Genomic DNA, 24,792 nt, shown 5'->3' on the forward strand with positions numbered 1-24,792 from the left:
ACAATGATGATTGTGGTAATTTATATTTAGCTCAAATTATGATTTATTTAATTGATCATATATCAACTTGGTAACGATCGCTCCAAACAAATAGTAGCCTACCGTCATCACTTTCTTTTGAGTAGTTTCTGCAACGGGTTCATCATTGAGTCCCATTTTTTCAGGTAACATTACAGCTCCTAATCCGGCCACAACTCCTGAAGTAATACTGAAACCGGTTGTTGCAGTGGTAGCATAATAAATACCATTACTAATAACGTCCCCGGCCAGTGTTGCAGCGTACAATTGATCGTGGTTGGTGATCTGCATATCTACTTTGTCTAAAACTTTATTTAAAGCTTCCTCTCCCATTTTATTGACTTCCGGGACATTATCAAAATTTTTCCTGATTGTTTCGTGCAGAAGGTTTAGCGCAATTGCTCCGCCCAATCCTGCGAGAATTTTCTTGTACATAGTATTGTGATTTAAGTTTAGTGTTTATTAATAACTTATTTACTTACATAAATTAAGCCATTAAAAAACGAAATACCATATTCACAAATTAGAAAAACAAAAAAAGAGAACCACCATGTGATTCTCTTACTTTAGTAGCGGGAACAGGACTCGAACCTATGACCTTCGGGTTATGAGCCCGACGAGCTACCTACTGCTCCATCCCGCGGTGTATCTTTAGAGTGCTTACCGAAAGCACTTAACTTAGTAGCGGGAACAGGACTCGAACCTATGACCTTCGGGTTATGAGCCCGACGAGCTACCTACTGCTCCATCCCGCGGTGTATCTTTAGAGTGTTTACCGAAAACACTTATAATTTAGTAGCGGGAACAGGACTCGAACCTATGACCTTCGGGTTATGAGCCCGACGAGCTACCTACTGCTCCATCCCGCGGTGTATTTTTAGAGTGCTTACCGAAAGCACTTACTTAGTAGCGGGAACAGGACTCGAACCTATGACCTTCGGGTTATGAGCCCGACGAGCTACCTACTGCTCCATCCCGCGATATTGGATTGCAAATGTACGAAAATTTTCTTAAAATCCTAATTTTTCTTTTAAATAAAGGAGTTTTATGAAAACTATTTTAATATTTGTATCTTTGTACTATGGCAAAAATACTAAGAATTTACCCGGAAAACCCTCAGGAAAATCTTATTAATGAGGTAATTAAATGTTTAAATAATGGCGGATTAATCATTTACCCGTCCGATACTATTTATGCGTTAGGTTGTAATATTTTTGATATAAAAGCCATGGAAAAACTGGCTCAGATCAAAAAAATGAAGCTTGAGAAGGCTCAATTCTCTATTATTTGTAATGATCTAAGCCATCTATCGGATTTTACGAGACCTATTGACACTTCGGTTTTCAGGTTTTTAAAAAGTCATCTTCCGGGGCCGTTTACATTTATCTTAGATGCCAATAAAAGTGTGCCATTAGCTTATAAAGGTCACAAAACGATCGGTATTCGTGTACCGGATCATCCGATTCCACAGCTTATTGTTGAAAAATTAGGACATCCGATCGCTTCAACTTCCATCAAAGATGATGACGAGATCATTGAATATTCTACAGATCCGGAATTAATTGCCGAAAAATATGATCATTTGGTTGATATTGTTATCGATTCAGGGTATGGCGATAATGTAGCTTCAACAATTGTAGACCTTACATCCGGAGAACCTGAACTGATCAGACAAGGAAAAGGAATTATTTAATTATAGTTTCTCAATCATTTTATGAGTCTTAACGGAAAATATTCTTTAGGAATTCTGCTCACTTTTACGCTTCTTGCGTTGGTGATGTTGTATGCTGTGCCATTCATCAATTTAATTATTGATGCAAAAGGTATTACTGCAACCAATTTTTTCTACAGCAGAATTACTCTTTGGTTTGTTTTAATAATTATCCTTCTTTACAGTATTTTTATTGAAAAAAATTCCTTCTTAATTTGGAAAGACAAAACATTTTCAACTGGATTTTATCTGGCAGCAATATTCTCCCTATACTTTATTTGTACAATGGGAGGTGGCCTTTTAAATGGACTGATCTCAATTATAACCCATGAAAAAATAAGTGATAAACTCATTAAGCTGCAATCGATTTTTAAAAACAATTATTTTTTAATTATTTTTACCTGCTTAACGGCGGGCGTTGTAGAAGAATTTTTGATGAGAGGTTATATTCAGCCGAGAATTGAAAAAATATATAACAGTCCGTTTTTAGGAGTTGCCATTTCCGCAATTTTATTTGGAATACTACACAGCACATACGGAACAATTGGTCAGGTTGTAGGAACTCTTTTTATTGGGATCGTTTTTGCTGTATTTTATAAATTATATTCGAATATTAAAATCGTTATCATCTGCCATTTTATGTTTGACTTTGTGTCTCTGATGATCATGAATTTTATTGATAGTAAACATTTATCTGCTTTTTAAACAACATGAAAATAATAACATCTCCTGCAAAATTAATGAATGTAGAAAACTCAACAGACCTTTTGAGAACTACAACCCCAAAATTCATTGAAGAAGCAGCGCTTTTACAATCACACTTAAAACATAAATCTCCAAAATATCTTTCTGAGCTCATGGAAATCTCACCAAAACTGGCCGATGAAAACTGGGAAAGAAATCAAAAATGGAAAGATAAACCAACCGCAAAAGAATCTGCTCCCGCAATGTTTGCCTTTACAGGTGAAGTTTACAGAGGTTTGGATGCTAAAACTCTAGATAAAAACGCTGTAGATTATTTACAAAAAAACTACAGAATACTTTCCGGATTGTATGGTCTGTTGAAACCATCTGATAAAGTAATGCTTTACAGATTGGAAATGGGTCGTAATTTCGAGTTTGATAATTATAAAAATCTGTATGAATTCTGGAAAGAAAAAGTGACGGAACAATTGAATTCCGAGATGAAAAAAAATGAGGTTCTTCTTCATTTATGCAGTAACGAATACGGAAAAGTAATCGACAGAAAAAAACTGAATCATCCTGTAATTGACTTTGATTTTTACGAATTAAAAGACGGAAAACTAAAAACAATTGTCGTTTACACAAAACATGCGAGAGGTTTGGTCGTAAGATTCTGTGCAGAAACCAATGCAAAAACCTTGAATGATGTAAAAGCTTTTAATTACGAAGGTTATATGATCAACGAAGAAAAATCTACCGATACAAAACTCGTTTTCACAAGATAATGACGATCCTGGAATTTAAACAATATTTTCAAAAAGCACTTTCCGAGCTGTATACAGAATCGGAAAGTGCTTTTTTGTACTCCATTTTTATAGAAACTTTTTTAGGTCTTGATGCATTTAATCAAAGAAGATTATACGATCAGGAATTATTGATTGATGATGAAAACAAACTTCAAGAAGTTATTTCAGAGTTAAAAGCCAACAAACCTTATCAGCATATTTTAGGAGAAACAGAATTTTACGGAATGAAGTTTTTTGTTGACGAAAATGTGCTAATTCCGCGCCCTGAAACCGAAGAATTATTAGAAATTGCCATTCAAAAAATTAAGAATTCACAGTTCACAATTAACAAACTAAGAATCCTCGACATCGGAACCGGAAGCGGTGTAATTCCTTTGGTTTTAAAGAAACATTTTCCTGAAGCTGAAGTTTCGTCGATTGATTTTTCTGAAAAAGCTTTAGAAGTTGCAAAAAAGAATGCAGATTTTCATCACTTGGAAATAAACCTAATTCATGCTGATTATCTTAATTTTGAATTGACTGAAAATTATGATGTTATCATTTCAAATCCGCCTTATATCGGGATAGAAGAAGAGATAGAAATTGCCGATTCTGTGAAAGAATTTGAACCCAAAATGGCACTCTTCTCTCCTACTTCCGATGCGTTAATTTTCTATAAAAAGATTGCAGAAGATTCTAAAAAATATTTAAATAAAAACGGATTGTTATTTTTAGAGATCAATCAAAAACTAGGTCCTGAAACTTTAAATCTTTATAAAAATATTCTCTCGGAAGTTGAGCTTGTTAAAGATCTATCTGAAAATGATCGTTTTATTGTAGGAAAAAAATAATATGTACGGCATTAGAAAAGCTTTCAAAATAAAGACAACCAGTTCGTTACTCTAAATAAAAAACCTCTTGTAAGGGAATACTTATTGGTGAATTATCCGGATTTGTCTCCATAATATCTGCCATATAACTCCACCATTTCTTTACAATTTCAGAAGTCCCTAAATCTTGGGAACCAGAACCTTCCGAAACCGTTTGGTGAGCAAACAGAATATTCGTGTCTTTATCCCAATATATCGTATAATCTGATACGCCAGAGTTTTTTAATAATACTTTTAGCTCCGGCCAAATTTCGTTGTGTCTTTTTTCATATTCCTTTTCGCAGCCTGGCTTTAGAAACATTTTGAAGGATACTCTCTTTTTCATTATTTGTTTTTTATAAATGTATTTTAAAGATCAAAACTAACTATCATTTTTAAAATAGCCAAATTTCAAGATAAAAAGGTCATATTGCTTTGGTATATTCATCATTTATATCAGCTAATATAAAATCAACTGATGGCTTAGAATATAAGAGAATTACAATTCAAATTCTATTTATTAAGTTATTGATTTTGATTAAAAACAAAACCAATGAACAGAATTTAATTTCATTGGTTTTAATATTAGTTAAGATTAATTTTTTTAACCTATTCTTTTCCTTACAAAAATTTCGTAGCTTAAATAAATTAGCGGAAGTGCCATTATTCCTAAGAAATACCAATTACTTAATGCTAAATCAGGATGCAATGCTATTGAATAAACCAATCCGAAAAATGCTCCACCTAAATGTGCGGCGTGTCCCAGATTATCCCATTGTTTTGGATTTAGCATCATATACACTGAATATCCAAAATATAATGTCCCGAAAAGCCAGCCCGGTAAAAAGTTGACACTAATTTCGTTCGGAGCCATCGCAATTGATGCGAAGATAATTCCGGAAACAGCACCAGAAGCACCGATTGCAGAATACCAAGGTTGATTTTTGTAAATAAGCAAGCTAAATAAATTTCCAAGGATCATGGATCCAAAGTAGATAATCAGAAAACCTATAGTCCCGAAAAAATGAATAACCACTCCCTGAAAGAAATATAAGGACAGCATATTGAAAAACAAGTGCATAAAATCAGCATGAAGAAATGCAGAGCTTATAAGTCTGATATATTCCTTTCTAGAATTTATTGCGCTAACATTAAATTTGTATTTTTCAAATAACTGAATATTATTAAGTCCCATGTAACTGATAATACAGGTCACGGCAATAATTACTAAAACTACTATATTCATAATTTTCAATTTTCAGGTTCTCCTGCATCAAACAAATCACCGATTACGCCTCCATCATCATCAGTTCCTTCTGTATTTTCAGGTTCTTCATACACTTCCGGCTCTTCTTCTTCCGGCTCCGGAATGGTTACATTAATTGTTTTTACTTTAAATTTAGTAAACTGATTTCCAATAGCTTTAATTCCTTTTACGGCAATAAACTCGTCAATATTTACTGTTTCAGGATCGCGTTCTTTACCTTTATCTTTAGCAAAAGCAATCTCAGCAGTGCAGCCATTTGCCACAATTATATTTTCAATAAATGACTTTGGATGTTCCGAAGGCATAAAGTTCTGCGGATTGGTGTTGTTCTCCAACAGGAATCTTTTGATAAAATAAATTTCCTTCTCACCATCGTAGTAAATACATGTGATCGGCTGGTTTGGTCGCCATTTTTCTAAGATCAGATATTCATCATCGAAACGGTTTCCTAGGTCAAAAGAAATAAGTTTAGCCTCCCCATTACCGGTGACAACTAATATTTTATCGTCTCCTTTAAAACTTCCCAATAAAGTTCCTCTTCCGTCTGCGTTCAGCCTTCTCACGGTATCATCAAACCAAATTCTTCTTGGTGCCAATGTAGAAACGCCTTCTTCTTTAAGATCAATTTTTTTAATCGAATATTTGGTTACCAGATTTCCTTTAGAATCACGTCCTTTGATAGCTAATTCTGAGAAATCGATATCCATTTTGTTTTTTCTGATCCTAGGATTTGGTTTCAAAAGAACTGATACAGTTTCTGCTTCACCATTCGGATTTGCTGAGAAATAAAGCATTTCTGATCCTTTTTTATCTGAAGCTAACGGATAATCTGTATTTCTGGTAACGCCCGTCACAGAAAAACGTTTCATATAATAAGGTCCGTCTCTTCCTTCACGATAGATCATGTTGTAGACCGTTCTTTTATCATTTTTCTTGAAAATTGCGACATGCAAAATATCCTTTCCGATAAAAGTTTTAGCTTCCACTTTCACCACTTTCATACTTCCGTCTTTTCTGAAAGTAATGATATCATCAATATCCGAGCAGTCGAATAAATATTGATCTTTTTTCAGAGAAGTTCCGATGAAACCTTCTTCAAAATTGGCATAGAATTTTTCGTTGGCTACCGCTACCTTCGTTGCGTCAATCGTATCAAAAATTCTAAGTTCAGTTTTTCTTTCTCTGTCTTTACCGTATTTCTTTTGAATATTTAAATAATACTCAATCGCATAGGTAATAAGATGCTCCAAATTATGTTTTACCAACTCTATTTTACCTTCAAGAGCGGCAATATTTTCTTTAAATTTATCTAAATCGAATCTTGAAATTCTTTTAATTCTTATCTCTGTCAATCGAAGAATATCTTCCTGCGTTACAGCTCTTAAAAGATGTTTCGTATGAGGTTTTAATCCTTTGTCTATTGTTTTTAAAACATCATCCCAGGTTTCAACTTCTTCAATATCGTGGTAAATTCTGTTTTCAATAAAAATCCTTTCTAATGAAGAAAAATGCCAGTTTTCCTGCAATTCATGAAGTTCAATTTCCAATTCTTTTTTTAGCAATGAAACTGTGTGATCGGTATTCATTCTTAAAATTTCAGAAACATTCAGGAACATCGGTTTGTCACCAACAATTACACATGCATTCGGAGAAATTGTTACCTGACAGTCTGTAAATGCGTATAAGGCATCAATCGTTTTGTCGGGCGAAGCGTCATTAGGAAGATGAATAAGAATTTCTACTTTGTCTGAAGTATTATCCTCAATTTTTTTGATCTTGATCTTTCCTTTTTCATTTGCTTTTAAGATCGAATCAATTAAATCGCTCGTATTTTTGGAAAAAGGCAGCTCAGTAATGACTAATGTATGCTTATCAGTCTGCGTAATTCTGGCTCTGGCTCTTACTTTCCCACCTCTGTGACCGTCGTTGTATTCAGAAACATCTAAAAAACCAGCGGTTAAGAAATCTGGGAATAATTCGAACTTTTTACCTTTTAAATAAGCAACAGAAGCATTAATTAATTCATTAAAATTATGCGGAAGAATTTTTGTTGAAAGGCCAACACCAATTCCCTCAACTCCCTGCGCAAGAAGCAATGGGAATTTTACCGGAAGATCAATTGGTTCATTATTTCTGCCGTCATAAGATTTTGCCCATTCCGTTGTTTTAGGATTAAAGACAACCTCTAATGCAAAAGGTGTTAATCTCGCTTCAATATATCTCGCTGCCGCCGCAGAATCTCCTGTATAAATATTTCCCCAGTTTCCCTGAGTATCTATTAAAAGTTCCTTTTGCCCGATCGCCACCATCGCATCAGTAATTGAGGCATCACCATGAGGATGATATTTCATGGTATTTCCTACGATATTGGCAACTTTGTTGTAACGACCGTCTTCCAGCTCACGCATGGAGTGCATGATTCTTCGCTGAACAGGTTTCAAACCATCATAAACAGACGGAATTGCCCTATCTAAAATTACATACGATGCATAATCAAGAAACCAATCTTTGTAAAGACCGGAAACTTTTTTTAAGCTTTCACCTTCATGAGAGTGTTCTTCTGTCATTTTTTATTTTTAACTCTTTTTTCTCGTTATTAGCTTTTACAACTTTGCTTAAAGAGAACTTTAAATCTATTATTTCTTTTTTTGTGAGGTATGAAATTTCATATTTCAACATTGTAGATCCACTGTTTTTGCTTGAAATTGTAACGTAAAGTCTTTTAATAAAAAAAACATCAATTATTTCATAGCTTATCAATTTGTATTTCGGGAATTCGTCACTTAATGGTTTATCCAGAAACGGAACAATGTTTCGGTTTTTAAAATTAAGGGCTTCGCCGTCACTGTCATACTCAAAAATTTGTCTTCCTCTCAAGTAAAAAGCTATTAATAAGGCAACAGGAATAATCAGTAAAAAATAACTTTCTAATCCTAAAATATTAAATCTGTATTCTTCCAGAAGGAAAAGCACAATCCCAATTAACACTGCTGTTATCAATAGCGTATTCACAAAGTTATATACCGAAGCTTTGTTACGGTTACTCAATCTCATATTAATTTGTGTTTGGTGGTAGTATTAGTTTTTTTGGTGGTTTTCGTGGTTTTGGTGTGTGTTTTCATCATTGTATTTGTATTATTTATATTTTTATTCTATAGTTTCACTCAATATTTCTTTTTTATCAATGTCCGGATCTTCTACAACAAGGTTATCCAGAATAAACAATTGTCTATCCGGAGTATTTTTTCCCATGTAAAATTCTAATAACTGTTCTATTGTTTGATCTTTACCGATCACTACAGGTTCTAAACGAATATCTTTACCTATGAAATGTTTAAACTCATCAGGTGAGATCTCTCCCAACCCTTTGAATCGAGTAATTTCCGGGTTCTTTCCCAACTCGTTTAATGCCTTCACTCTTTCAACTTCTGAATAGCAGTATCTTGTTTCCTTTTTATTTCTCACCCTAAATAAAGGGGTTTGAAGGATATAAAGGTGTCCATTCTTAATCAGATCAGGGAAAAACTGTAAAAAGAATGTGATCATCAACAAACGAATGTGCATCCCATCGACATCGGCATCCGTCGCAATGATTACGTGGTTATATCTAAGATCTTCAAGACTTTCTTCAATATTTAAAGCAGCCTGAAGTAAATTGAATTCTTCATTTTCATATACCACTTTCTTGGTAAGACCATAGCAGTTCAAAGGCTTTCCTTTTAATGAAAATACAGCCTGAGTTTCTACCTGTCTAGATTTCGTGATTGATCCTGATGCAGAATCTCCCTCGGTAATAAAAATCTGCGTATCTCCTTTTCTTTCAGCTTTTTGATCATTATAATGCTGTCTACAATCACGAAGTTTTTTGTTATGAAGGGAAACTTTCTTTGCTCTTTCTCTTGCTAATTTCTGAATTCCTGAAAGCTCTTTTCGTTCTCTTTCCGAAATTAATATTTTTCTCTGGATCGCCTCAGAAATTTCAGGATTTTTATGCAGGAAATTATCTAATTTACTTTTCAGGAAATCGATGATGAAAGTTCTTACCGTTGGTCCGTTTGGTCCAATATCATTTGAACCTAATTTAGTTTTCGTCTGAGATTCAAAAACAGGCTCTTCAACATTAATAGAAATCGCAGCGATGATTGATTTTCTGATATCGGAAGCATCAAAATTCTTGTTAAAAAACTCACGGATCGTTTTTACATACGCTTCACGGAAGGCATTTAAGTGCGTTCCACCCTGCGTTGTATTTTGTCCGTTAACGAATGAAAAATAGGTTTCCGTTTGGGATTTATCAGAATGTGTGATCGCCAATTCAATATCATTATCCTTCAAATGAACGATAGGATAAAGAATTTCGTTTTCCATTTCCTCTTCCAACAAGTCTTTAAGACCATTTTCAGAATAAAAGGTTTCTCCGTTAAAAAGAATTTTCAATCCGGGATTCAGATACGCATAATTACGTAACATCCTTTCGATGTACTCTTTTCTATATTTAAAATGAAGGAAAATTTCGCCATCCGGAACAAAGGATATCTCCGTTCCATTTCTGTCTGAAGTATCTCTTTCTTCAAAATCTTCCGTGATCATTCCACGGGAAAATTCTGCCATCTTCATTTTTCCTTCACGGAAAGACCTCACACGGAAATATTCTGAAAGAGCATTTACGGCTTTCGTACCTACCCCATTCAGACCTACAGATTTTTTGAAGGCTTTACTATCATACTTACCTCCTGTATTCATCTTGGAAACAGCGTCGACCACTTTTCCTAATGGAATTCCACGACCAAAGTCACGGATCATGACTTTACCGTCGTCCACTTTTATTTCAATTCTTTTACCCGATTTCATCCTGAACTCATCGATAGAGTTGTCCAGAATTTCTTTAAGTAAAATATAAATACCGTCATCAGCAGACGAGCCATCTCCTAACTTCCCGATATACATTCCGGGACGTAAACGAATGTGCTCCTGCCAATCGAGGGTTCTGATATTATCTTCGGAATAGATTGGATTTATTTCTTGTGACATATATTATTTCAGCAAACATACAAAAGTACGAAATTGGACAAAATTATCCGAATTTTTTCAATCCGTTTTTTCAAAATTTACTTACAATTTGTTGGATTATTGATTATCAAAATGGATATTTAAAGTATTATTAAAAATTATGCAAGAAATACGGTGTTCATTTCAATTTTATCGAGATTATTTTTCAGCTTAAAAACATTTTAACCAAATACATTTTTGCATTAAAATTTCCATCCAAACAGATTCATTTATTTTAAAAATTAATAAGTTCAAACTAATAATCATCTTTTCCTTTCAATAATCTGTATGAATTGCAAAAAATAAATTAAATTCGGTGTAAGTAAAAAATTTGTTTTAATGATACAACTTCCTTTTTCTAAACTTTCCGATGTCGGAACTACGATTTTCAGTCAGATGACACAATTGGCTAATGAAAATGAAGCCATTAATTTATCACAGGGATTTCCGGATTTCATGCCCGATTCTGAATTGTTAAATCATGTAGATGATTTCATTAAAAAAGGTTTTAATCAGTATGCTCCTTTGGGCGGAATAATAGGTTTAAAAGAAGAAATTGCAAGAAAAATTGAGAATAGTCATCAAGCTGTTTATCATCCGGATTCTGAAATAACAGTGACAGCTGGTGGAACACAGGCTATTTTTACAGCCATCGCAACTTTCGTTAAAAAAGATGATGAAGTGATTATTTTTGAACCTGCTTATGATTGTTACGAGCCTACAGTAGAGCTTTTCGGAGGAATTGTAAAACGATTTGAAATGAAAGCTCCCGATTACGAAATTGATTGGAGCGTCGTAAAAAATTTAGTTTCAGACAAAACAAAAATGATCATCCTTAACAATCCGAATAATCCTTCAGGAAAGATTTTAAAAGAATATGATATTCAGGAACTAATCTCTATCGTAAAAGATACGCCAATACTAATTTTAAGTGATGAAGTCTACGAAAATATCGTTTTTGACGGAAAACAACATTTAAGCATCTGTAAATATCCGGAATTAAAAGAAAGAAGTCTTTTGGTTTCCTCTTTCGGAAAACTTTTCCATGTTACAGGCTGGAAAATTGGGTATTGCGCTGCTCCAAAAGCTTTAACGGATGAGTTCAGAAAAGTGCATCAGTTTAATGTTTTCTGCGTGAATACTCCAATTCAACTCGCTCTGGCTGAATACATGAAAAATGATGATCATTACAATCATTTAAGCCAATTTTTTCAGGAAAAAAGAGATTTTTTAAGAAAAGGTTTAGCCAATACATCTTTTGAATTGCTGGATTGTGAAGGAACCTATTTCCAGGCGTTGAAATATGATAAAATTTCAGATAAAAATGATTTTGAATTTGCAAGTGAATTGACAATCAATCATAAAGTTGCAAGTGTTCCGTTTTCTTCTTTCTATAAAAATAAAGTGAATGAAAATGTTATTCGCTTATGTTTTGCGAAAAAACAGGAAACTCTGGAAAGAGCGATTGAGAATTTGTCTAAACTATAAAAGAAAAGCAGTAGAAGTTCTACTGCTTTTTATTTTTTATTAATTTTTCTTTTGTCTTAACACAAAAGAAACAAAAAGTCAAGACTGGATCTGTCAGCTAAAAATAAATTTTGTTCCCTAAAAATTCTAAAACTTGCGCGATTCAATATGAGTTCTTCGATTCTAAATTTGTCTCGCGCTTCAAACATTAGAATTTTTTTAACGTTCACAAAATTCATTTTCTTAACGCTTCCATTTCCTAGGTCGTTAAAATATTATGTGGTATTTTAATTCTATAAAAACATTCCACCGGAAGCCTCGATTCTTTGTCCGTTAACCCAGCCTGCATCATCAGTACACAAGAAAGCAACCACTCCACCGATATCATCCGGCAAACCTGCTCTTCCTAAAGCTGTAATGCTTGAAATTGTGTCATTTACCTGTTTGTCATCTCTCGTTCTGCCACCGCCAAAATCAGTTTCGATAGCACCCGGAGCAACAACATTGGCTCTGATTTTTCTTGAACCTAATTCTTTCGCCATGTATCTTGTCAACATTTCAACTCCTGCTTTTATAGAACCGTAAACAGAAGATCCAGGCAACGCAAATCTTGCTAATCCCGAGGAAATATTCACAATTCCACCTCCATTATTCATAAAAGGCAAGAATTTTTGAGTCAAGAAAAATACTCCTTTAAAGTGAATATCGACAACGTCATCCAACTGCTCTTCCGTAACTTCTGAAATCGGCGCGTATAAAGCTGTTCCTGCATTATTGACAAGGAAATCGATGTTTCTACTTCCTGTATTTTCTTCCAAATGATCTCCAACTGTTTTGACGAAAGCATCGAAACTTTTAATATCTTTTGTATCTAATTGATAAGCAATTGCTTTTCTTCCTAAATTCTGAATTTCTTCAACCACTTTATCCGCTTCTTCCTTATTGCTTCTGTAAGTGATGATTACATCAAGACCTTTTTGAGCAATTTTAATTGCTGAATTTTTCCCTAACCCACGGCTTCCACCGGTAACTAATGCAATTTTTGTTTGTGTATTCATTTTGTTGTTTATTTTAATGAGGCAAAGTTGCGACAATTTAGCATTGATGTGTTTGCTCGAATCAATCTGATATTTGCAAAATTCAAATCATGAACGAAATTCTAAAGGGGTAAAAGTTGTTTTCCTTTTAAAGAAGTTTGAAAAATGAGCGATCTCTTCAAAACCTAGTGCGTAGGAAATTTCTGAAACATTCCATTTTGTTTGTTTTAAAAGGATTTTAGCTTCCTGAATCATGCGATCTGCAATGAATTCTGTGGTTGTTTTTCCTGTAGATTCTTTTAATTTTTTGTTTAAATAATTGACATGAACCGCCAATCGATCAGCATAATCTTTTGCTGTTTTAAGTTGTAACCTTTGCTCATTAGATTCAATAGGAAACTGTCTTTCAAGCAATTCTATAAACAAAGTTACGACTCTTAATGAAGCATCGTTAGAAGTTGATAGTTTTGTAGCAGGTTGTAATTTCTGTCCGTAATGTATGAGTTCTACCACATAATTTCGAATTAAATCATATTTAAAAATATAATCTGAAGCGATCTCTTTTTTGATTTTGAAGAAAAGCTGTTCGATTTCATCGGCTAATTCATCATCAATTTCAAACAGAGGAATATTTCCTGGTTGAAAAATCGGCAAATCTTCAAGAGAACTTCTGGAATTATTTTTAATGAAAAAATCTTCCGTAAAAACACAGAAACTCCCCGACTGATCGGGATCTTCCGGAACCCAATGATAAGGAACTTTAGGTGTTGCAAACAGCAAAGCATTCCCTTTGATCTGAATAACTTTATCGGCATATTCTGCCCTGTTTTTCCCTCTGATAAGGCTGATTTTGTAATACTTCCTTCTGTTATAGGGCATTTCAGAAGTGATCTTTACTTTTTCAATCGTCTGCGCGATATCAAAAACATTAAAGTGACCAATATCTTTGTGGAGACCTTTAGGAAAGATACTTTCAAGGTCTTTTCCAAGCTTAGCCGTCATTTCTTTATAAAAATCTTCCAAAGAAGCGTGTGCAATCTTTTCCATGATCTATGATTTGTAAAATTCAAATATAGGAAGTTTTAAAGACTCGAGATTAGAACATTTAATTTATAGTTTTTTTCTTAATCTTCAAAATAAATTCCAACGAAAGTGATTTAATTATAATAATTTTTCATAACTTCGTTTTAACTAACTCACTAAAAATCAACCACTATGAAAAACCAAAACATTCCTAAAGGAAAAAAATTAAACAAAAAAGAACTAAGAACCATCAAAGGTGGATTGCTAGACTGCATCGATCCATGGACCGGAGGGTGCAAAAAAGTATCATTAAGCTGCGCACAATTGCAATGCAGACCAGAATTACCGTAGTTAAAATATAATATTTTCAAAAGGAATACCGCTCTGTTTTGAGCGGTATTTTTATTTGCAAAAAACGCTCCCAAAATACATTGGAAGCGTTTTTCATTTATAACTAACTTTAATATTCTCTTATTATACGTTGAATCTGAAGTGCATAATATCACCATCCTGAACAATGTATTCTTTACCTTCTACAGCCAATTTTCCGGCTTCTTTGATCTTGATTTCAGAACCGTACTGTACATAATCGTTAAATTTAATAACCTCTGCACGGATAAATCCTTTTTCGAAATCTGTGTGAATTACTCCTGCAGCTTGAGGAGCAGTCCAGCCCTGTCCGATTGTCCACGCTCGAACTTCTTTAACACCAGCAGTAAAATATGTCTGAAGTTTCAATAGGTCGTATGCTTTTCTAATCAAACGGTTTACACCCGGTTCAGTAAGTCCAAGCTCTTCAAGGAAAATTTCTCTTTCTTCAAAAGTTTCCAATTCATTGATATCTGCTTCGATCTGAGCAGCCAAAACAACAACTTCTGCATTTTCATTTTTAGCCATTTCCTCGATCTTAGCGATCCAGTCGTTTCCGTTTTTGATAGAATTTTCGTCTACGTTACAAACGTACAGTACAGGCTTGTTTGTTAAAAGCTGAACATCTTCGATAATTGATTTCGCAAAATCATCCATCGGAAATTCTCTTGCGTTTTTACCGTCTTCGATAAATTTCTCAAGATTTTGAAGTGTTTCGTATGTTAAAATATCATCTTTCTTTCCAGATTTGATGAATTTTTTTGCTTTTTCTACTGCTTTTCCAACAGTTTCAAGATCTTTCAATTGAAGCTCAATATCGATAATTTCTTTATCTCTCATTGGATCAACCGAACCTTCAACGTGAATGATATTTCCATTATCAAAACATCTTAAAACGTGAATAATTGCCTCACATTCTCGGATATTTGCTAAGAATTGGTTTCCTAATCCTTCTCCTTTGCTTGCTCCTTTTACAAGACCGGCGATATCTACGATCTCAACAACAGCAGGTAAAACTCTCTCGGGATTTACTAATTTTTCCAACTCAAACAATCTGTGATCCGGCACTGAAACAGTTCCTAAATTCGGTTCGATTGTACAGAAAGGATAGTTTGCTGATTGAGCTTTTGCGTTGCTTAAACAGTTAAAAAGAGTTGATTTACCAACATTCGGTAAGCCTACGATTCCACATTTCATATATTCTTAGCTTTTAGAAATAGTTTTCACTATTGCTTGTTAAAGGTGTGCAAAGATAGTGATTTTACAATGAGTTTCATAATAAAAAAATCTGCCAATATTTTGACAGATTTTTAATAATTTTTGTTTCACCAAATTGGCTTTTATGGGTTTTCTCCTGTAGCATTCTGAGCTAAAGGCACGTCGTTTGGCGCATTCTGTAAAGTTTTATCTAACGTAAATAAAGATTCATCAGTCGCTCGGTCACCACCGGCAATTTTTAATTTGTCAATTAAATTAGAAGCTAAAGTTTCCTCTTCGATCTGTTCCTGAACAAACCACTGCATGAAGTTCCATGTTGCCCAGTCTTTTTCTTCTAAAGACAAATCTACAAGCCTGTAGATTGAGGTTGTGTTATCAACTTCATGTCTGAAAACACCATCAAAACAATCCGTTAAAGACTCGGGATCCTTTGGTGGAGCAGGAATAGCGTCTACTTTTGGTTTTCCTCCTCTGTTCAGTACGTATTCCATAAATTTAATAGAATGGTTTCTTTCTTCCTGCGAGTGTCTATAAAGAAAGTTGGCGATTCCCTGATAGCCTTTATCATCAGCCCAAATTCCGTAAGATAAAAAAATGTGAGAAGCATGAATTTCTTTGTTCATTTGATCGCTTAATGCTTTTTCCATATTGTCGGAAAGTCTTTTAGTATTCATAATGTATATTTTTGTGTGATTAAGATTAATGATGCAAAAATGGTTCCGATAAGATTATTAATTTTAATTAAAAAACCTTAAATCAGTTTATAATAAATTGAAATTCATTGATTTAAATTAATAATTTATAGCTATTCTAAAATATAAAAGATCGATTTATTACAATTATTCCTATTTTAGAATCTTATTAACCATACAAATTATTATCATGAAAAATTTAAAAAAATTAGACAGAGACGAGCTGAAAAGTCTTTCCGGAGGTGGATTACTTGATCCTGTATGCAAACTTCTTTGCACACTGGCGGACACAGGACTTCTTAACTTGACAGAAGTTCAAATACTGCTTTGTCCGGATTTAGATTGTTTTAACCTGAGTAATTAAAAATGGAATTTGATTAATTTAAATCCATAAAAAAACCAGCTCTTCTGAACTGGTTTTTATTATTTAACTAAAGAAAATTATTTTACTTTTTTTGCCATATAGTTGCTTTCGTTTCCTAGTCTGTCGATGGCTTTGATGGCAATGGCATTTAATGTTTTACCGTCTTTATTTTTAGGAATATCTTTCGTGAGATTTTCTACCGTTAAAATCTGCGTTTCCCAAACTCCGTTGTACTGAGTGAAAAGTACCCATTGGAAAACGTCTTTTATATTTTTATTGCTCCAGCTTGCCTGTATTGAACTCCCGTTGTCATTGGTGAATAATGTTGGAGTTTGTAACGGTAAAGCCTTTATCCAAGGGCTTTGTGGAACTAATGCTTTTTCTTTGTACGGGCCGTTCTTTAAAGTTGGCAGCATGCTTGAATTTTTGGTTAAACCTGCAATACTCCAATGAACTTCACCCGCATCTTTTCCTAAAATCTGTCTTGAAAGCTCAATTTGATTTTTAATTTCTGTCGGGCGGTCTGAAGATTTTATTTCAACTGTATTCAATCCCGGCCATAAATGGCGGTTCATGGTATTTTCAGATTTCCACCAATTTAATAATGAACCGAAAGACTGACCTTTTGATTCAATAGGCCAATATAATTGTGGCGAGAAATAGTCTACCCAGCCTTTATTTAACCATAATTTGGCATCAGCATACAATTCGTCATATTGAGAAGAGCCAACGATTCCTTCGGGATATCCGGGCTTCCAAATCCCAAACGGGCTGATCCCGAATCTTACATAGTTTTTTTCAGCATGAATTTCTTTATAGATACGCTCTACAAATTTATTCACATTATCTCTTCTCCAATCTGCTCTCGATAACGTTCCTCCGCTGCTTACATAGGCATTCCAGGTAGCGTTATCAGGGAAATCTGCACCTTTATTATAAGTTGCATAAGGATAGAAATAGTCATCAAAATGTACCGCATCAATATCATATCTTTTTACAATATCTTTCACTACATTAGAAACGTGTCCTTGTGTTTTCGGATTGGCAGGATCAAACCAATACATTCCGTTTTTTAATCTTACAACAATGTCTGACAATTTATTTGCCATCGACAAGCTGTTGGGAGAGCCTCCGTTTGTATGATGTGCTCTGTAAGGGTTTAACCAAACGTGAAGCTCCAATCCTCTTTTGTGTGCTTCGTCGATCCAGAATTGTAGAGGATCGTAATTAGGATAAGGAGCTGTTCCCGTTTCGCCTGTTAGGAAATACGACCATGGCTCGATATTACTTGTATATAAAGCATCTGCAGAAGGTCTAACCTGGAAAATAACAGCATTAAAGTTATTATCTTTCAACATATCCAACATGCTGATCGCTTCCTGCTTTTGCTGATCAACCGTTAGATTATTTCTTGAAGGCCAGTTGATATTGGCAACACTTGCAATCCATGCACCACGGAACTCTCTGTTAATTGCAGGAAGATTTACTTTAAAAATTTCTTCTGTAATTGGAGTTGTAACGGGCTTTGTGTTTACTACAGGTGCATTTAGTTTTGTTGGATTAGTACTCGGCTTTGTTGTATTTTGATTTCGGACAGGTTTTACGCTTTCATTAGCAGTTTTTGCACTGCCACATGAAGCTAGAACGCCCAAAAATATTATCAATTTTAAATTATTCATTTTCATAGTCTGCAAAACTACATTAAATTATTTTTTTCTGTCATAAAGATCATTAACCAAAATAAACATTTTAACATTTAATTATAAAAAAAGCCCCGAAAAAATTCGAGGCTTTGATTTTATATAGAAAAAACTTATGAAGCTTTTCCTGATCTTTCGATTCTTCTTCTTTCTTCTTCAGAAAGTACTTTCTTTCTCATACGGATGAAGTTTGGAGTCACCTCGATCGCTTCATCACTTTGGATATATTCCATACATTCTTCAAGAGAGAACAAGATTTTTGGAGCAACTCCACCATCTTTATCTTTACCTGCAGCACGGATATTGTTTAATTGTTTTGCTTCAACAATATTGATAACCAAATCTCCTGGTTTGTTTTGCTCACCAATGATCATACCTGCATAGATCTCCTCGCCCGGATCAACATAGAACTTACCTCTATCTTGTAGTTTTGCAATAGAATATTCAGTTGCCGGACCTTGACTTTTACTTACCAAAACACCATTACTTCTTCCAGGAATAGCCCCTTTGAAAGGTTTGTATTCTGTGAAACGGTGAGCCATAATAGCTTCACCTGCAGTAGCAGTCAACATCTGAGAACGCAATCCTATCAAACCTCTTGAAGGAATTTCGAATTCCATGTGCTGCATTTCACCTTTAGTTTCCATAATGTGAAGGTCACCTTTTCTCTGAGTTGCCAAATCGATAACTCTTGAAGCAAATTCTTCAGGAACATCAACAACTAATGATTCATAAGGCTCACATTTTTCTCCGTCTATTTCTCTCAAAATAACCTGTGGCTGACCAATTGTCATTTCATACCCTTCTCTTCTCATTGTTTCAATCAAAACTGACAAGTGAAGAATACCTCTACCGAATACTAGGAAAGTGTTTGCATCACCAGTTTGTTCAACTCTTAATGCTAAGTTTTTCTCTAATTCTTTATATAATCTTTCTTTCAGGTGATTAGAAGTCACATATTTACCATCTTTCCCAAAGAAAGGTGAATTGTTGATAGAGAACGTCATGTTCAACGTTGGCTCATCAATAGAAGTTCTTGGCAATGGTTCAGGATTTTCAAGATCTACGAAAGAATCTCCGATCTGGAAAGCTTCAAAACCTACAACAGCACAGATATCTCCAGCTTTTACTTCTGTAACTTTTTTCTTACCTAATCCTTCAAAAACGTAAAGTTCTTTTACTTTTCCTTTCAATACTTTACCGTCTGCCTGAGCTAAACCAATCCACTGAGATTCTTTGATCTCACCTCTGATTACTTTTCCGATAGCAATTCTTCCTAAGAAAGAAGAAAAGTCTAGAGAAACGATCTGCATCTGTAAGTTTCCTTCTTCAACTTTCGGTTCTGGAACATATTGTAAGATACCATCTAATAATGGGAAAATATCTTCTGTTTGCTCTAATGAAGTGTTGAACCAACCTTGCTTAGATGAACCATAGAACGTTGGGAAATCCAACTGTGCTTCAGTAGCATCAAGAGCGAAGAATAGATCAAAAACTTTATCATGAACTTCCTCAGGACGACAGTTTGGTTTATCAACTTTATTGATAACTACCAATGGTCTTAATCCTAATTCTAAAGCTTTCTGAAGTACGAATCTTGTTTGTGGCATTGGTCCTTCAAAGGCATCCACCAACAAAATAACTCCATCAGCCATTTTTAAAACTCTCTCTACTTCCCCACCAAAATCGGCGTGACCGGGAGTATCGATTACGTTAATTTTAACGTCTTTATAAGTAACAGAAATATTTTTAGATAAAATGGTAATCCCTCTTTCTCTTTCAAGATCGTTATTATCCATAATTAATTCTCCACTCTCCTGGTTTTCACGGAAAATGTTTGTAGCATGAATAATCTTGTCAACCAAAGTCGTCTTCCCGTGGTCAACGTGTGCGATAATCGCAATATTTCTAATGTTTTGCATGAATGATTTTTACGGGTGCAAAAATAGTGTTTTTTAATTAAATAATTAGTAAGATTATGTATTATTTAACAATTTAATAATGAGCCATTTAATTAAAAGCTTTTATTAAAGCCCTATAATTGAAAGATTTATACATCATTTAAAAACAAAAAAATTATAATAACAGATTAAGTTTTAAATACTAATCATATTATATTTTTCAAGAAAATAAATTAATATGATCTGAATTACGACAACCAATCCAAACTTCAACAGAAAAGATTTCTTTGAAACTTTATGCCTGAAAATCAACATTCCGAGCAAAGATCCTATTGTTCCGCACAAAAATGTAATGAATAAAAGTGTATTTTCTGAGATTCTCCTTTGATGTTTAACGGCTTTCCATTTGTCTAAAGCAAAGACTGATAAAGTGATAAGGTTTACTATTAATAATAAATAAAACATTCCTACAAATCTAATATAAAAAGAATAATAAAAACAAAGTTTCTTAAATTTGTACACTAAAAACAAAATCAATGACTGTACAGGATTTGGCAGGAAATTATTCTATTGAAGGCTCCAATCAGGAAGAATCTGACCAACCTTCTTATCATGGTATATTAACTTTATCAATCGATGAAAACAACCGTATTATCGCACAATGGATTATCGGCGATCATATACAAAACGGTACAGGGTTTTATAAAGATAAGATTTTAGTCATCAACTTTAATTATGAAGGTGATGATCAGGAAATCTATAAAGGTGTTGCAGTATACCGTTGTTTAAGCAAAGATGTACTGGATGGTTTCTGGTCTGAGAAACATGGTAATCCTTTACATTTGGGGAGCGAGTATTGTGTTAGGATAAAGAATTCACAGTTTTTAAATTAGCATAAAACATTTCATATAAAAACGTCTCAATAACATCTCTTTGAAGTTACAATATTTTAGATTTCAAAATAAAAAAGCTGCCTTAATAAAAAAGCAGCTTCTCCCATTTTTATGGTCTAACAATTATTTTTTAGCTTTTACGTCTACAGCAATTTCGATGTCTTTACTGATCATCCATTCTGCAGGATCTGCTTCAGAAGTTCCGAATTTGATTCCCCAATCTGATCTGTTAACTGTAAATTTAGCCTGAACAGCAGCTGAGTTTTCTGTAACATCAACCTTTGCAGGGAAAGTTACATTCACTGTTTTTCCAGATAAAGTAAGGTTTCCACTTACAGTTTTATTAGCTCCGGCAATTGCATCTTTAGGAGCATCTTTTAAATCTACAACACTTGTGATTTTGAATTCAGAAGTAGGATTTTTTGTTACGTCAAAGAAATCAGCACTTTTTAAGTGAGTTTCCAAGTCTGCCGGTTTTTTATCTTTTTCCGTTACTGAAGCAGGATCTACTTTAATAGAAGCCATATCGATAACAAAATTACCTGCAGAAAGTTGTCCTCCTTCAACATTTAAGTCACCAGATTTCACATTGATTGTTCCCCAACGAGGCGCAAAACCTCCTTTATGGAACGCTTTCCAGTTTACTAAAGAAGTTGCAGCATCAACAGCTAAAACTTCACCTTTTCCTTCTGCAACAGTTTTTTCAGTAGCTGTAGCAGCCGTATCTGCAGATTTTTCTTTATTACATGATGCTGCAAACAAACCTACAGCAACTAATGCAATGACACTAAGTTTTTTCATATTATTTATTGTAAAAAAATTATTATTCTGAATTATAAGGTAAACGAAATTATTAAATTAATATTTCACTTCCTTAATTTTAACAGGTCAAAAATAGAAAAAACAACTTTTCATAACCTTAACATACATCAAGAAATGAAAAATTGAACCTTTTTTATCATAATTAAATCAAATATAGTAAATCTCAAAATTTAAATCGAGGGCAAAAATGCCTATTTTAGCACTTTAATTTTACAGAATGACAAATATTGAATTCATCCAGAAGATTGTAAACATTTCCGAAAAAAGCATTAATGCAACGCTTCAGCTTTTGGCAGAAGACTGCACCATTCCTTTTATATCGCGTTATAGAAAAGACAGAACCGGAAATCTGGATGAAGTACAGATAGAGCAAATTTCAAAGATCAGTAAGCAGTTTGAAGAGATTATAAAAAGAAAAGAAACGATATTAAAATCTGTTGAAGAACAAAACGCCTTAACACCGGAATTTAAACAAAGAATAGAAGAAAGTTTCGATATTCAGGAGCTTGAGGATCTCTATTTACCTTTCAAAAAACGTAAAAAAACAAAAGCTGATGCTGCCAAAGAAAAAGGGTTAGAACCTTTAGCTAGAATTATTATGAGTCAGAAAAGTAATGATCTGATGTTTTTAGCATCAAAATATCTGAATGACAACGTTTCATCCGAAGAAGAAGCACTTCAGGGAGCAAGAGACATTATGGCAGAATGGATCAACGAAAATATGTACGTTCGTAAAAATCTCCGTAGATTATTTCAGCGTAAAGCGCTTATCACTTCTAAAGTTGTTAAAGCCAAAAAGGACGAAGAAGGCGCACAAAAATTCTCCCAATATTTTGAGTGGGACGAGCCTTTGTATAAAACTCCATCTCACAGGCTTCTCGCGATGTTGAGAGCAGAATCGGAAGGTTTCGTGAAAACAAATGTCGGCGTTGACAAAGAAGAAGCCATTAATTTTATTGAAAATGCCATTATTAAATCCAATAACGAAAGTTCAGATCAAATTGCATTAGCCATAAAAGACAGTTATAAAAGGCTATTGGAACCCGCTATTTCAAACGAAACTTTACAGGAAGCTAAAGAAAAAGCAGATAAAAAAGCCATTGAAATTTTCTCTGAAAACTTAAGTCAATTATTACTAGCGCCACCTTTAGGCGAAAAAAGAATTCTGGCGATCGATCCCGGATATAAAAGTGGCTGTAAAATCGTGTGTATCGACGAAAAGGGAGACTTGCTCCACAATGAAACCATCTATCCTCACGCTCCACAAAACGAGTCGGGAATGGCTATGAAAAAGATACGTTCGATGGTCAATGCCTATAATATTGAAGCTATTTCTATCGGAAACGGTACCGCAAGCCGTGAAACTGAATTTTTCATTAAAAAAATAGCATTCGATAAGCCTTTGCAGGTTTTTGTAGTTTCGGAAGCGGGAGCATCTGTTTATTCTGCCAGTAAAATTGCCAGAGATGAATTCCCAAGTTATGACGTGACTGTTCGTGGTGCGGTTTCCATCGGAAGAAGATTGGCTGATCCGTTGGCTGAATTGGTTAAAATTGATGCTAAATCAATCGGAGTTGGACAATATCAACATGATGTAGATCAGACTCAATTAAAAAACGAATTGGATTCTACAGTCATGAGATGTGTAAACTCTGTCGGGATTAATTTGAATACAGCAAGTAAATCATTATTAAGCTATGTTTCCGGAATTGGTGAGAAAATGGCTGAAAACATCGTAAACTACCGAGCTGAAAATGGTGCTTTTGAAGATAGAAAACAACTGAAAAAAGTTCCACGTTTGGGCGAAAAAGCTTATCAACAGGCTGCTGCTTTTATTAGAATTACACATGGAAAAAATCCATTAGACAATTCAGCTGTACATCCTGAAGCCTATAAAATCGTTGAAAAAATGGCGAAAGATCTAGGCATTAAAACGGATGAATTAATTGCCAATAAAGAGAAAATAGCTTTAATTCAACCCGAAAAATATATTACTGAAGATATCGGAATTTTAGGAATAAAAGATATTTTAAAAGAACTTGAAAAACCCGGTTTAGATCCTCGAAAAGCAGCAAAAGTTTTTGAATTTGATCCTAGTGTGAAAAAGATCACCGACTTAAAAATCGGAATGATCCTTCCGGGAATTGTCAATAATATTACAGCTTTCGGATGTTTTGTAGACCTTGGAATTAAAGAAAGCGGACTGGTTCATATTTCTCAATTGAAAGATGGTTTTGTTTCTGATGTGAATGAAGTGGTAAAACTACATCAACATGTTGAGGTGAGAGTAACTGAAGTGGATGAAGCGAGAAAAAGGATTCAGCTGAGTATGATTCTTTAATTTAAAACTCATGAGAATTTCAGAATTAAAAGAAAAAAAAATAACCCGCCGGGCGACCCGAGATTTTGATTTGGAAGGTAACCGTATTTATAATGAATTTGAATATGATTTACCTTTCAAAGCTGATTTTTCAGGTAGTGAAAAACAAAGAGAATGGGCTAAAATAATTGATCTAATTCCTTTTTTTCTTATTTTTCTTTTCATTTTTAAACTGGCTCCAATTCTATCTTTCTTGTTTTCAATCCCATCAGTAATAATTCTTGGAAGTATTACCGAAACAGTTTGGGGAACAACCTTAGGAAAAAGGATTTTTAGAATGATTGTCATTGACGATTTTGGAAATTTTCCTAATTTTTTCACATCATTAAAAAGGAATTTTTTGTGCTTATCCAACTTCTACCCTTCCTTTTCAGAATACACCACAAAAGATGTTGCATTTGGAACTCAAACACATTTTAGAACGGATTTAAGTATGCACATGAACAATAAATTGTGCAAAACATATATTGTCAAAGAAATTCAGTTGTTGAAAATCAAAAAACTGTTAGAAGAAAAAAAGTAGCTTAAAATTAAGCTACTTTC

Annotated in this window: 24 protein-coding genes and 4 tRNA genes; 10 read left to right on the forward strand and 18 right to left on the reverse strand. The window is 34.0% G+C overall.

The genetic code is table 11. The features are described 5' to 3' along the window. Positions 1 to 36: 36 nt before the first annotated feature. The 5 genes from EG348_RS20015 to EG348_RS20035 form a co-directional block, all read right to left on the reverse strand. Positions 37 to 453 (reverse strand): hypothetical protein, encoded by a 417-nt coding sequence (locus EG348_RS20015; protein WP_123984708.1) that lies wholly within the window; start codon positions 451 to 453, stop codon positions 37 to 39. 135 nt (positions 454 to 588) lie between these two features. Then, positions 589 to 661: transfer RNA gene (locus EG348_RS20020), tRNA-Met, on the reverse strand. Positions 662 to 700: 39 nt separating this feature from the next. Further along, positions 701 to 773, reverse strand: a tRNA-Met gene (locus EG348_RS20025). 41 nt (positions 774 to 814) lie between these two features. Further along, positions 815 to 887: transfer RNA gene (locus EG348_RS20030), tRNA-Met, on the reverse strand. A gap of 38 nt (positions 888 to 925) precedes the next feature. Further along, positions 926 to 998 (reverse strand) — tRNA-Met (locus EG348_RS20035). Positions 999 to 1,099: 101 nt separating this feature from the next. Between EG348_RS20035 and EG348_RS20040 the strand changes: the two genes are divergently transcribed. The 4 genes from EG348_RS20040 to prmC are packed head-to-tail and all read left to right on the forward strand — an operon-like array spanning position 1,100 to position 4,049. After that, positions 1,100 to 1,711 (forward strand): L-threonylcarbamoyladenylate synthase, encoded by a 612-nt coding sequence (locus EG348_RS20040; protein WP_066757817.1) that lies wholly within the window; start codon positions 1,100 to 1,102, stop codon positions 1,709 to 1,711. A 21-nt stretch (positions 1,712 to 1,732) separates the two neighbouring features. Beyond that, positions 1,733 to 2,434, forward strand: coding sequence for a CPBP family intramembrane glutamic endopeptidase (locus EG348_RS20045; protein ID WP_123984709.1), 702 nt, complete (start codon positions 1,733 to 1,735; stop codon positions 2,432 to 2,434). Positions 2,435 to 2,439: 5 nt separating this feature from the next. Then, on the forward strand, positions 2,440 to 3,198 hold the full coding sequence (gene yaaA, locus EG348_RS20050; RefSeq protein ID WP_123984710.1) for a peroxide stress protein YaaA: 759 nt from the start codon (positions 2,440 to 2,442) through the stop codon (positions 3,196 to 3,198). Beyond that, a complete protein-coding gene (gene prmC / locus EG348_RS20055) occupies positions 3,198 to 4,049 on the forward strand; it encodes a peptide chain release factor N(5)-glutamine methyltransferase (RefSeq protein ID WP_123984711.1) in 852 nt (283 codons plus the stop codon). Before yaaA ends, prmC begins: the two co-directional genes overlap by 1 nt. Before the next feature lie 46 nt (positions 4,050 to 4,095). Here the strand turns inward: prmC and rhaM are convergent, their stop codons facing one another. The 5 genes from rhaM to EG348_RS20080 all read right to left on the reverse strand — a co-directional run bounded on the left by rhaM (position 4,096) and on the right by EG348_RS20080 (position 10,365). Next, complete coding sequence (gene rhaM / locus EG348_RS20060; RefSeq protein WP_123984712.1) at positions 4,096 to 4,413, reverse strand: L-rhamnose mutarotase; 318 nt, start codon at positions 4,411 to 4,413, stop codon at positions 4,096 to 4,098. 258 nt (positions 4,414 to 4,671) lie between these two features. Continuing rightward, positions 4,672 to 5,313 carry a rhomboid family intramembrane serine protease gene (locus EG348_RS20065; protein ID WP_123984713.1) on the reverse strand — a complete coding sequence of 214 codons (642 nt, stop codon included), beginning with the start codon at positions 5,311 to 5,313 and terminating at the stop codon, positions 4,672 to 4,674. Between the two features lie 5 nt (positions 5,314 to 5,318). Further along, a complete protein-coding gene (locus EG348_RS20070) occupies positions 5,319 to 7,901 on the reverse strand; it encodes a DNA gyrase/topoisomerase IV subunit A (RefSeq protein ID WP_123984714.1) in 2,583 nt (860 codons plus the stop codon). Further along, positions 7,879 to 8,388: a hypothetical protein gene (locus EG348_RS20075; RefSeq protein WP_123984715.1), complete on the reverse strand. Its 510-nt coding sequence runs from the start codon at positions 8,386 to 8,388 to the stop codon at positions 7,879 to 7,881. The genes EG348_RS20070 and EG348_RS20075 overlap by 23 nt, the downstream gene beginning before the upstream one ends. A gap of 93 nt (positions 8,389 to 8,481) precedes the next feature. Further along, entirely contained in the window at positions 8,482 to 10,365 is a 1,884-nt protein-coding gene (locus tag EG348_RS20080; RefSeq protein WP_123984716.1) for a DNA topoisomerase IV subunit B, read from the reverse strand. A gap of 357 nt (positions 10,366 to 10,722) precedes the next feature. On the opposite strand from EG348_RS20080, the gene EG348_RS20085 reads away from it, so the two are divergent. After that, positions 10,723 to 11,871, forward strand: coding sequence for a methionine aminotransferase (locus tag EG348_RS20085; RefSeq protein ID WP_123984717.1), 1,149 nt, complete (start codon positions 10,723 to 10,725; stop codon positions 11,869 to 11,871). A 272-nt stretch (positions 11,872 to 12,143) separates the two neighbouring features. Here EG348_RS20085 and EG348_RS20090 read toward each other — a convergent pair whose 3' ends face one another. Next, the gene (locus tag EG348_RS20090) at positions 12,144 to 12,908 is read right to left on the reverse strand and encodes an SDR family NAD(P)-dependent oxidoreductase (protein WP_123984718.1); all 765 of its coding nucleotides are present in this window, start codon (positions 12,906 to 12,908) and stop codon (positions 12,144 to 12,146) included. An 87-nt stretch (positions 12,909 to 12,995) separates the two neighbouring features. Further along, on the reverse strand, positions 12,996 to 13,934 hold the full coding sequence (locus tag EG348_RS20095) for a helix-turn-helix domain-containing protein (RefSeq protein WP_123984719.1): 939 nt from the start codon (positions 13,932 to 13,934) through the stop codon (positions 12,996 to 12,998). Positions 13,935 to 14,102: 168 nt separating this feature from the next. On the opposite strand from EG348_RS20095, the gene EG348_RS20100 reads away from it, so the two are divergent. Continuing rightward, the gene (locus EG348_RS20100; protein ID WP_123984720.1) at positions 14,103 to 14,261 is read left to right on the forward strand and encodes a bacteriocin; all 159 of its coding nucleotides are present in this window, start codon (positions 14,103 to 14,105) and stop codon (positions 14,259 to 14,261) included. Positions 14,262 to 14,384: 123 nt separating this feature from the next. Here EG348_RS20100 and ychF read toward each other — a convergent pair whose 3' ends face one another. Together ychF and EG348_RS20110 are read right to left on the reverse strand one after the other, a co-directional pair. Continuing rightward, complete coding sequence (ychF, locus tag EG348_RS20105; protein ID WP_123984721.1) at positions 14,385 to 15,476, reverse strand: redox-regulated ATPase YchF; 1,092 nt, start codon at positions 15,474 to 15,476, stop codon at positions 14,385 to 14,387. A gap of 143 nt (positions 15,477 to 15,619) precedes the next feature. After that, positions 15,620 to 16,171: a ferritin gene (locus EG348_RS20110; protein ID WP_066757751.1), complete on the reverse strand. Its 552-nt coding sequence runs from the start codon at positions 16,169 to 16,171 to the stop codon at positions 15,620 to 15,622. 208 nt (positions 16,172 to 16,379) lie between these two features. On the opposite strand from EG348_RS20110, the gene EG348_RS21780 reads away from it, so the two are divergent. Beyond that, positions 16,380 to 16,553 carry a bacteriocin-like protein gene (locus EG348_RS21780; protein WP_164463326.1) on the forward strand — a complete coding sequence of 58 codons (174 nt, stop codon included), beginning with the start codon at positions 16,380 to 16,382 and terminating at the stop codon, positions 16,551 to 16,553. Positions 16,554 to 16,630: 77 nt separating this feature from the next. On the opposite strand, the gene EG348_RS20115 is transcribed toward EG348_RS21780, so the two are convergent. From EG348_RS20115 to EG348_RS20125, 3 genes are all read right to left on the reverse strand, one after another. Next, positions 16,631 to 18,238, reverse strand: a complete 1,608-nt coding sequence (locus EG348_RS20115) for a glycoside hydrolase family 10 protein (RefSeq protein WP_123984722.1) — start codon at positions 18,236 to 18,238, stop codon at positions 16,631 to 16,633. Positions 18,239 to 18,366: 128 nt separating this feature from the next. Beyond that, complete coding sequence (gene typA, locus EG348_RS20120) at positions 18,367 to 20,175, reverse strand: translational GTPase TypA (protein ID WP_072412679.1); 1,809 nt, start codon at positions 20,173 to 20,175, stop codon at positions 18,367 to 18,369. Positions 20,176 to 20,349: 174 nt separating this feature from the next. Then, positions 20,350 to 20,619 (reverse strand): DUF1294 domain-containing protein, encoded by a 270-nt coding sequence (locus EG348_RS20125; RefSeq protein WP_123984723.1) that lies wholly within the window; start codon positions 20,617 to 20,619, stop codon positions 20,350 to 20,352. A 71-nt stretch (positions 20,620 to 20,690) separates the two neighbouring features. Between EG348_RS20125 and EG348_RS20130 the strand changes: the two genes are divergently transcribed. After that, positions 20,691 to 21,047, forward strand: a complete 357-nt coding sequence (locus tag EG348_RS20130; RefSeq protein ID WP_123984724.1) for a hypothetical protein — start codon at positions 20,691 to 20,693, stop codon at positions 21,045 to 21,047. Between the two features lie 123 nt (positions 21,048 to 21,170). On the opposite strand, the gene EG348_RS20135 is transcribed toward EG348_RS20130, so the two are convergent. Continuing rightward, positions 21,171 to 21,848, reverse strand: a complete 678-nt coding sequence (locus EG348_RS20135; RefSeq protein ID WP_123984725.1) for a YceI family protein — start codon at positions 21,846 to 21,848, stop codon at positions 21,171 to 21,173. A 238-nt stretch (positions 21,849 to 22,086) separates the two neighbouring features. Between EG348_RS20135 and EG348_RS20140 the strand changes: the two genes are divergently transcribed. Together EG348_RS20140 and EG348_RS20145 are read left to right on the forward strand one after the other, a co-directional pair. Further along, positions 22,087 to 24,210, forward strand: coding sequence for a Tex family protein (locus EG348_RS20140; protein WP_123984726.1), 2,124 nt, complete (start codon positions 22,087 to 22,089; stop codon positions 24,208 to 24,210). Between the two features lie 10 nt (positions 24,211 to 24,220). Then, positions 24,221 to 24,772: an RDD family protein gene (locus tag EG348_RS20145; RefSeq protein WP_123984727.1), complete on the forward strand. Its 552-nt coding sequence runs from the start codon at positions 24,221 to 24,223 to the stop codon at positions 24,770 to 24,772. Positions 24,773 to 24,792: the final 20 nt, after the last annotated feature.

Origin of the sequence: Chryseobacterium sp. G0201 (assembly GCF_003815655.1) — a bacterium.
GTDB lineage: Bacteria > Bacteroidota > Bacteroidia > Flavobacteriales > Weeksellaceae > Chryseobacterium.

Bases quoted from the DNA above. Each gene is read 5' to 3' on its own strand.
- EG348_RS20015 (WP_123984708.1), bottom strand. From the start codon at position 453: ATGTACAAGAAAATTCTCGCAGGATTGGGCGGAGCAATTGCGCTAAAC.
- EG348_RS20040 (WP_066757817.1), top strand. From the start codon at position 1,100: ATGGCAAAAATACTAAGAATTTACCCGGAAAACCCTCAGGAAAATCTT.
- EG348_RS20045 (WP_123984709.1), top strand. From the start codon at position 1,733: ATGAGTCTTAACGGAAAATATTCTTTAGGAATTCTGCTCACTTTTACG.
- yaaA (WP_123984710.1), top strand. From the start codon at position 2,440: ATGAAAATAATAACATCTCCTGCAAAATTAATGAATGTAGAAAACTCA.
- prmC (WP_123984711.1), top strand. From the start codon at position 3,198: ATGACGATCCTGGAATTTAAACAATATTTTCAAAAAGCACTTTCCGAG.
- rhaM (WP_123984712.1), bottom strand. From the start codon at position 4,413: ATGAAAAAGAGAGTATCCTTCAAAATGTTTCTAAAGCCAGGCTGCGAA.
- EG348_RS20065 (WP_123984713.1), bottom strand. From the start codon at position 5,313: ATGAATATAGTAGTTTTAGTAATTATTGCCGTGACCTGTATTATCAGT.
- EG348_RS20070 (WP_123984714.1), bottom strand. From the start codon at position 7,901: ATGACAGAAGAACACTCTCATGAAGGTGAAAGCTTAAAAAAAGTTTCC.
- EG348_RS20075 (WP_123984715.1), bottom strand. From the start codon at position 8,388: ATGAGATTGAGTAACCGTAACAAAGCTTCGGTATATAACTTTGTGAAT.
- EG348_RS20080 (WP_123984716.1), bottom strand. From the start codon at position 10,365: ATGTCACAAGAAATAAATCCAATCTATTCCGAAGATAATATCAGAACC.
- EG348_RS20085 (WP_123984717.1), top strand. From the start codon at position 10,723: ATGATACAACTTCCTTTTTCTAAACTTTCCGATGTCGGAACTACGATT.
- EG348_RS20090 (WP_123984718.1), bottom strand. From the start codon at position 12,908: ATGAATACACAAACAAAAATTGCATTAGTTACCGGTGGAAGCCGTGGG.
- EG348_RS20095 (WP_123984719.1), bottom strand. From the start codon at position 13,934: ATGGAAAAGATTGCACACGCTTCTTTGGAAGATTTTTATAAAGAAATG.
- EG348_RS20100 (WP_123984720.1), top strand. From the start codon at position 14,103: ATGAAAAACCAAAACATTCCTAAAGGAAAAAAATTAAACAAAAAAGAA.
- ychF (WP_123984721.1), bottom strand. From the start codon at position 15,476: ATGAAATGTGGAATCGTAGGCTTACCGAATGTTGGTAAATCAACTCTT.
- EG348_RS20110 (WP_066757751.1), bottom strand. From the start codon at position 16,171: ATGAATACTAAAAGACTTTCCGACAATATGGAAAAAGCATTAAGCGAT.
- EG348_RS21780 (WP_164463326.1), top strand. From the start codon at position 16,380: ATGAAAAATTTAAAAAAATTAGACAGAGACGAGCTGAAAAGTCTTTCC.
- EG348_RS20115 (WP_123984722.1), bottom strand. From the start codon at position 18,238: ATGAAAATGAATAATTTAAAATTGATAATATTTTTGGGCGTTCTAGCT.
- typA (WP_072412679.1), bottom strand. From the start codon at position 20,175: ATGCAAAACATTAGAAATATTGCGATTATCGCACACGTTGACCACGGG.
- EG348_RS20125 (WP_123984723.1), bottom strand. From the start codon at position 20,619: ATGTTTTATTTATTATTAATAGTAAACCTTATCACTTTATCAGTCTTT.
- EG348_RS20130 (WP_123984724.1), top strand. From the start codon at position 20,691: ATGACTGTACAGGATTTGGCAGGAAATTATTCTATTGAAGGCTCCAAT.
- EG348_RS20135 (WP_123984725.1), bottom strand. From the start codon at position 21,848: ATGAAAAAACTTAGTGTCATTGCATTAGTTGCTGTAGGTTTGTTTGCA.
- EG348_RS20140 (WP_123984726.1), top strand. From the start codon at position 22,087: ATGACAAATATTGAATTCATCCAGAAGATTGTAAACATTTCCGAAAAA.
- EG348_RS20145 (WP_123984727.1), top strand. From the start codon at position 24,221: ATGAGAATTTCAGAATTAAAAGAAAAAAAAATAACCCGCCGGGCGACC.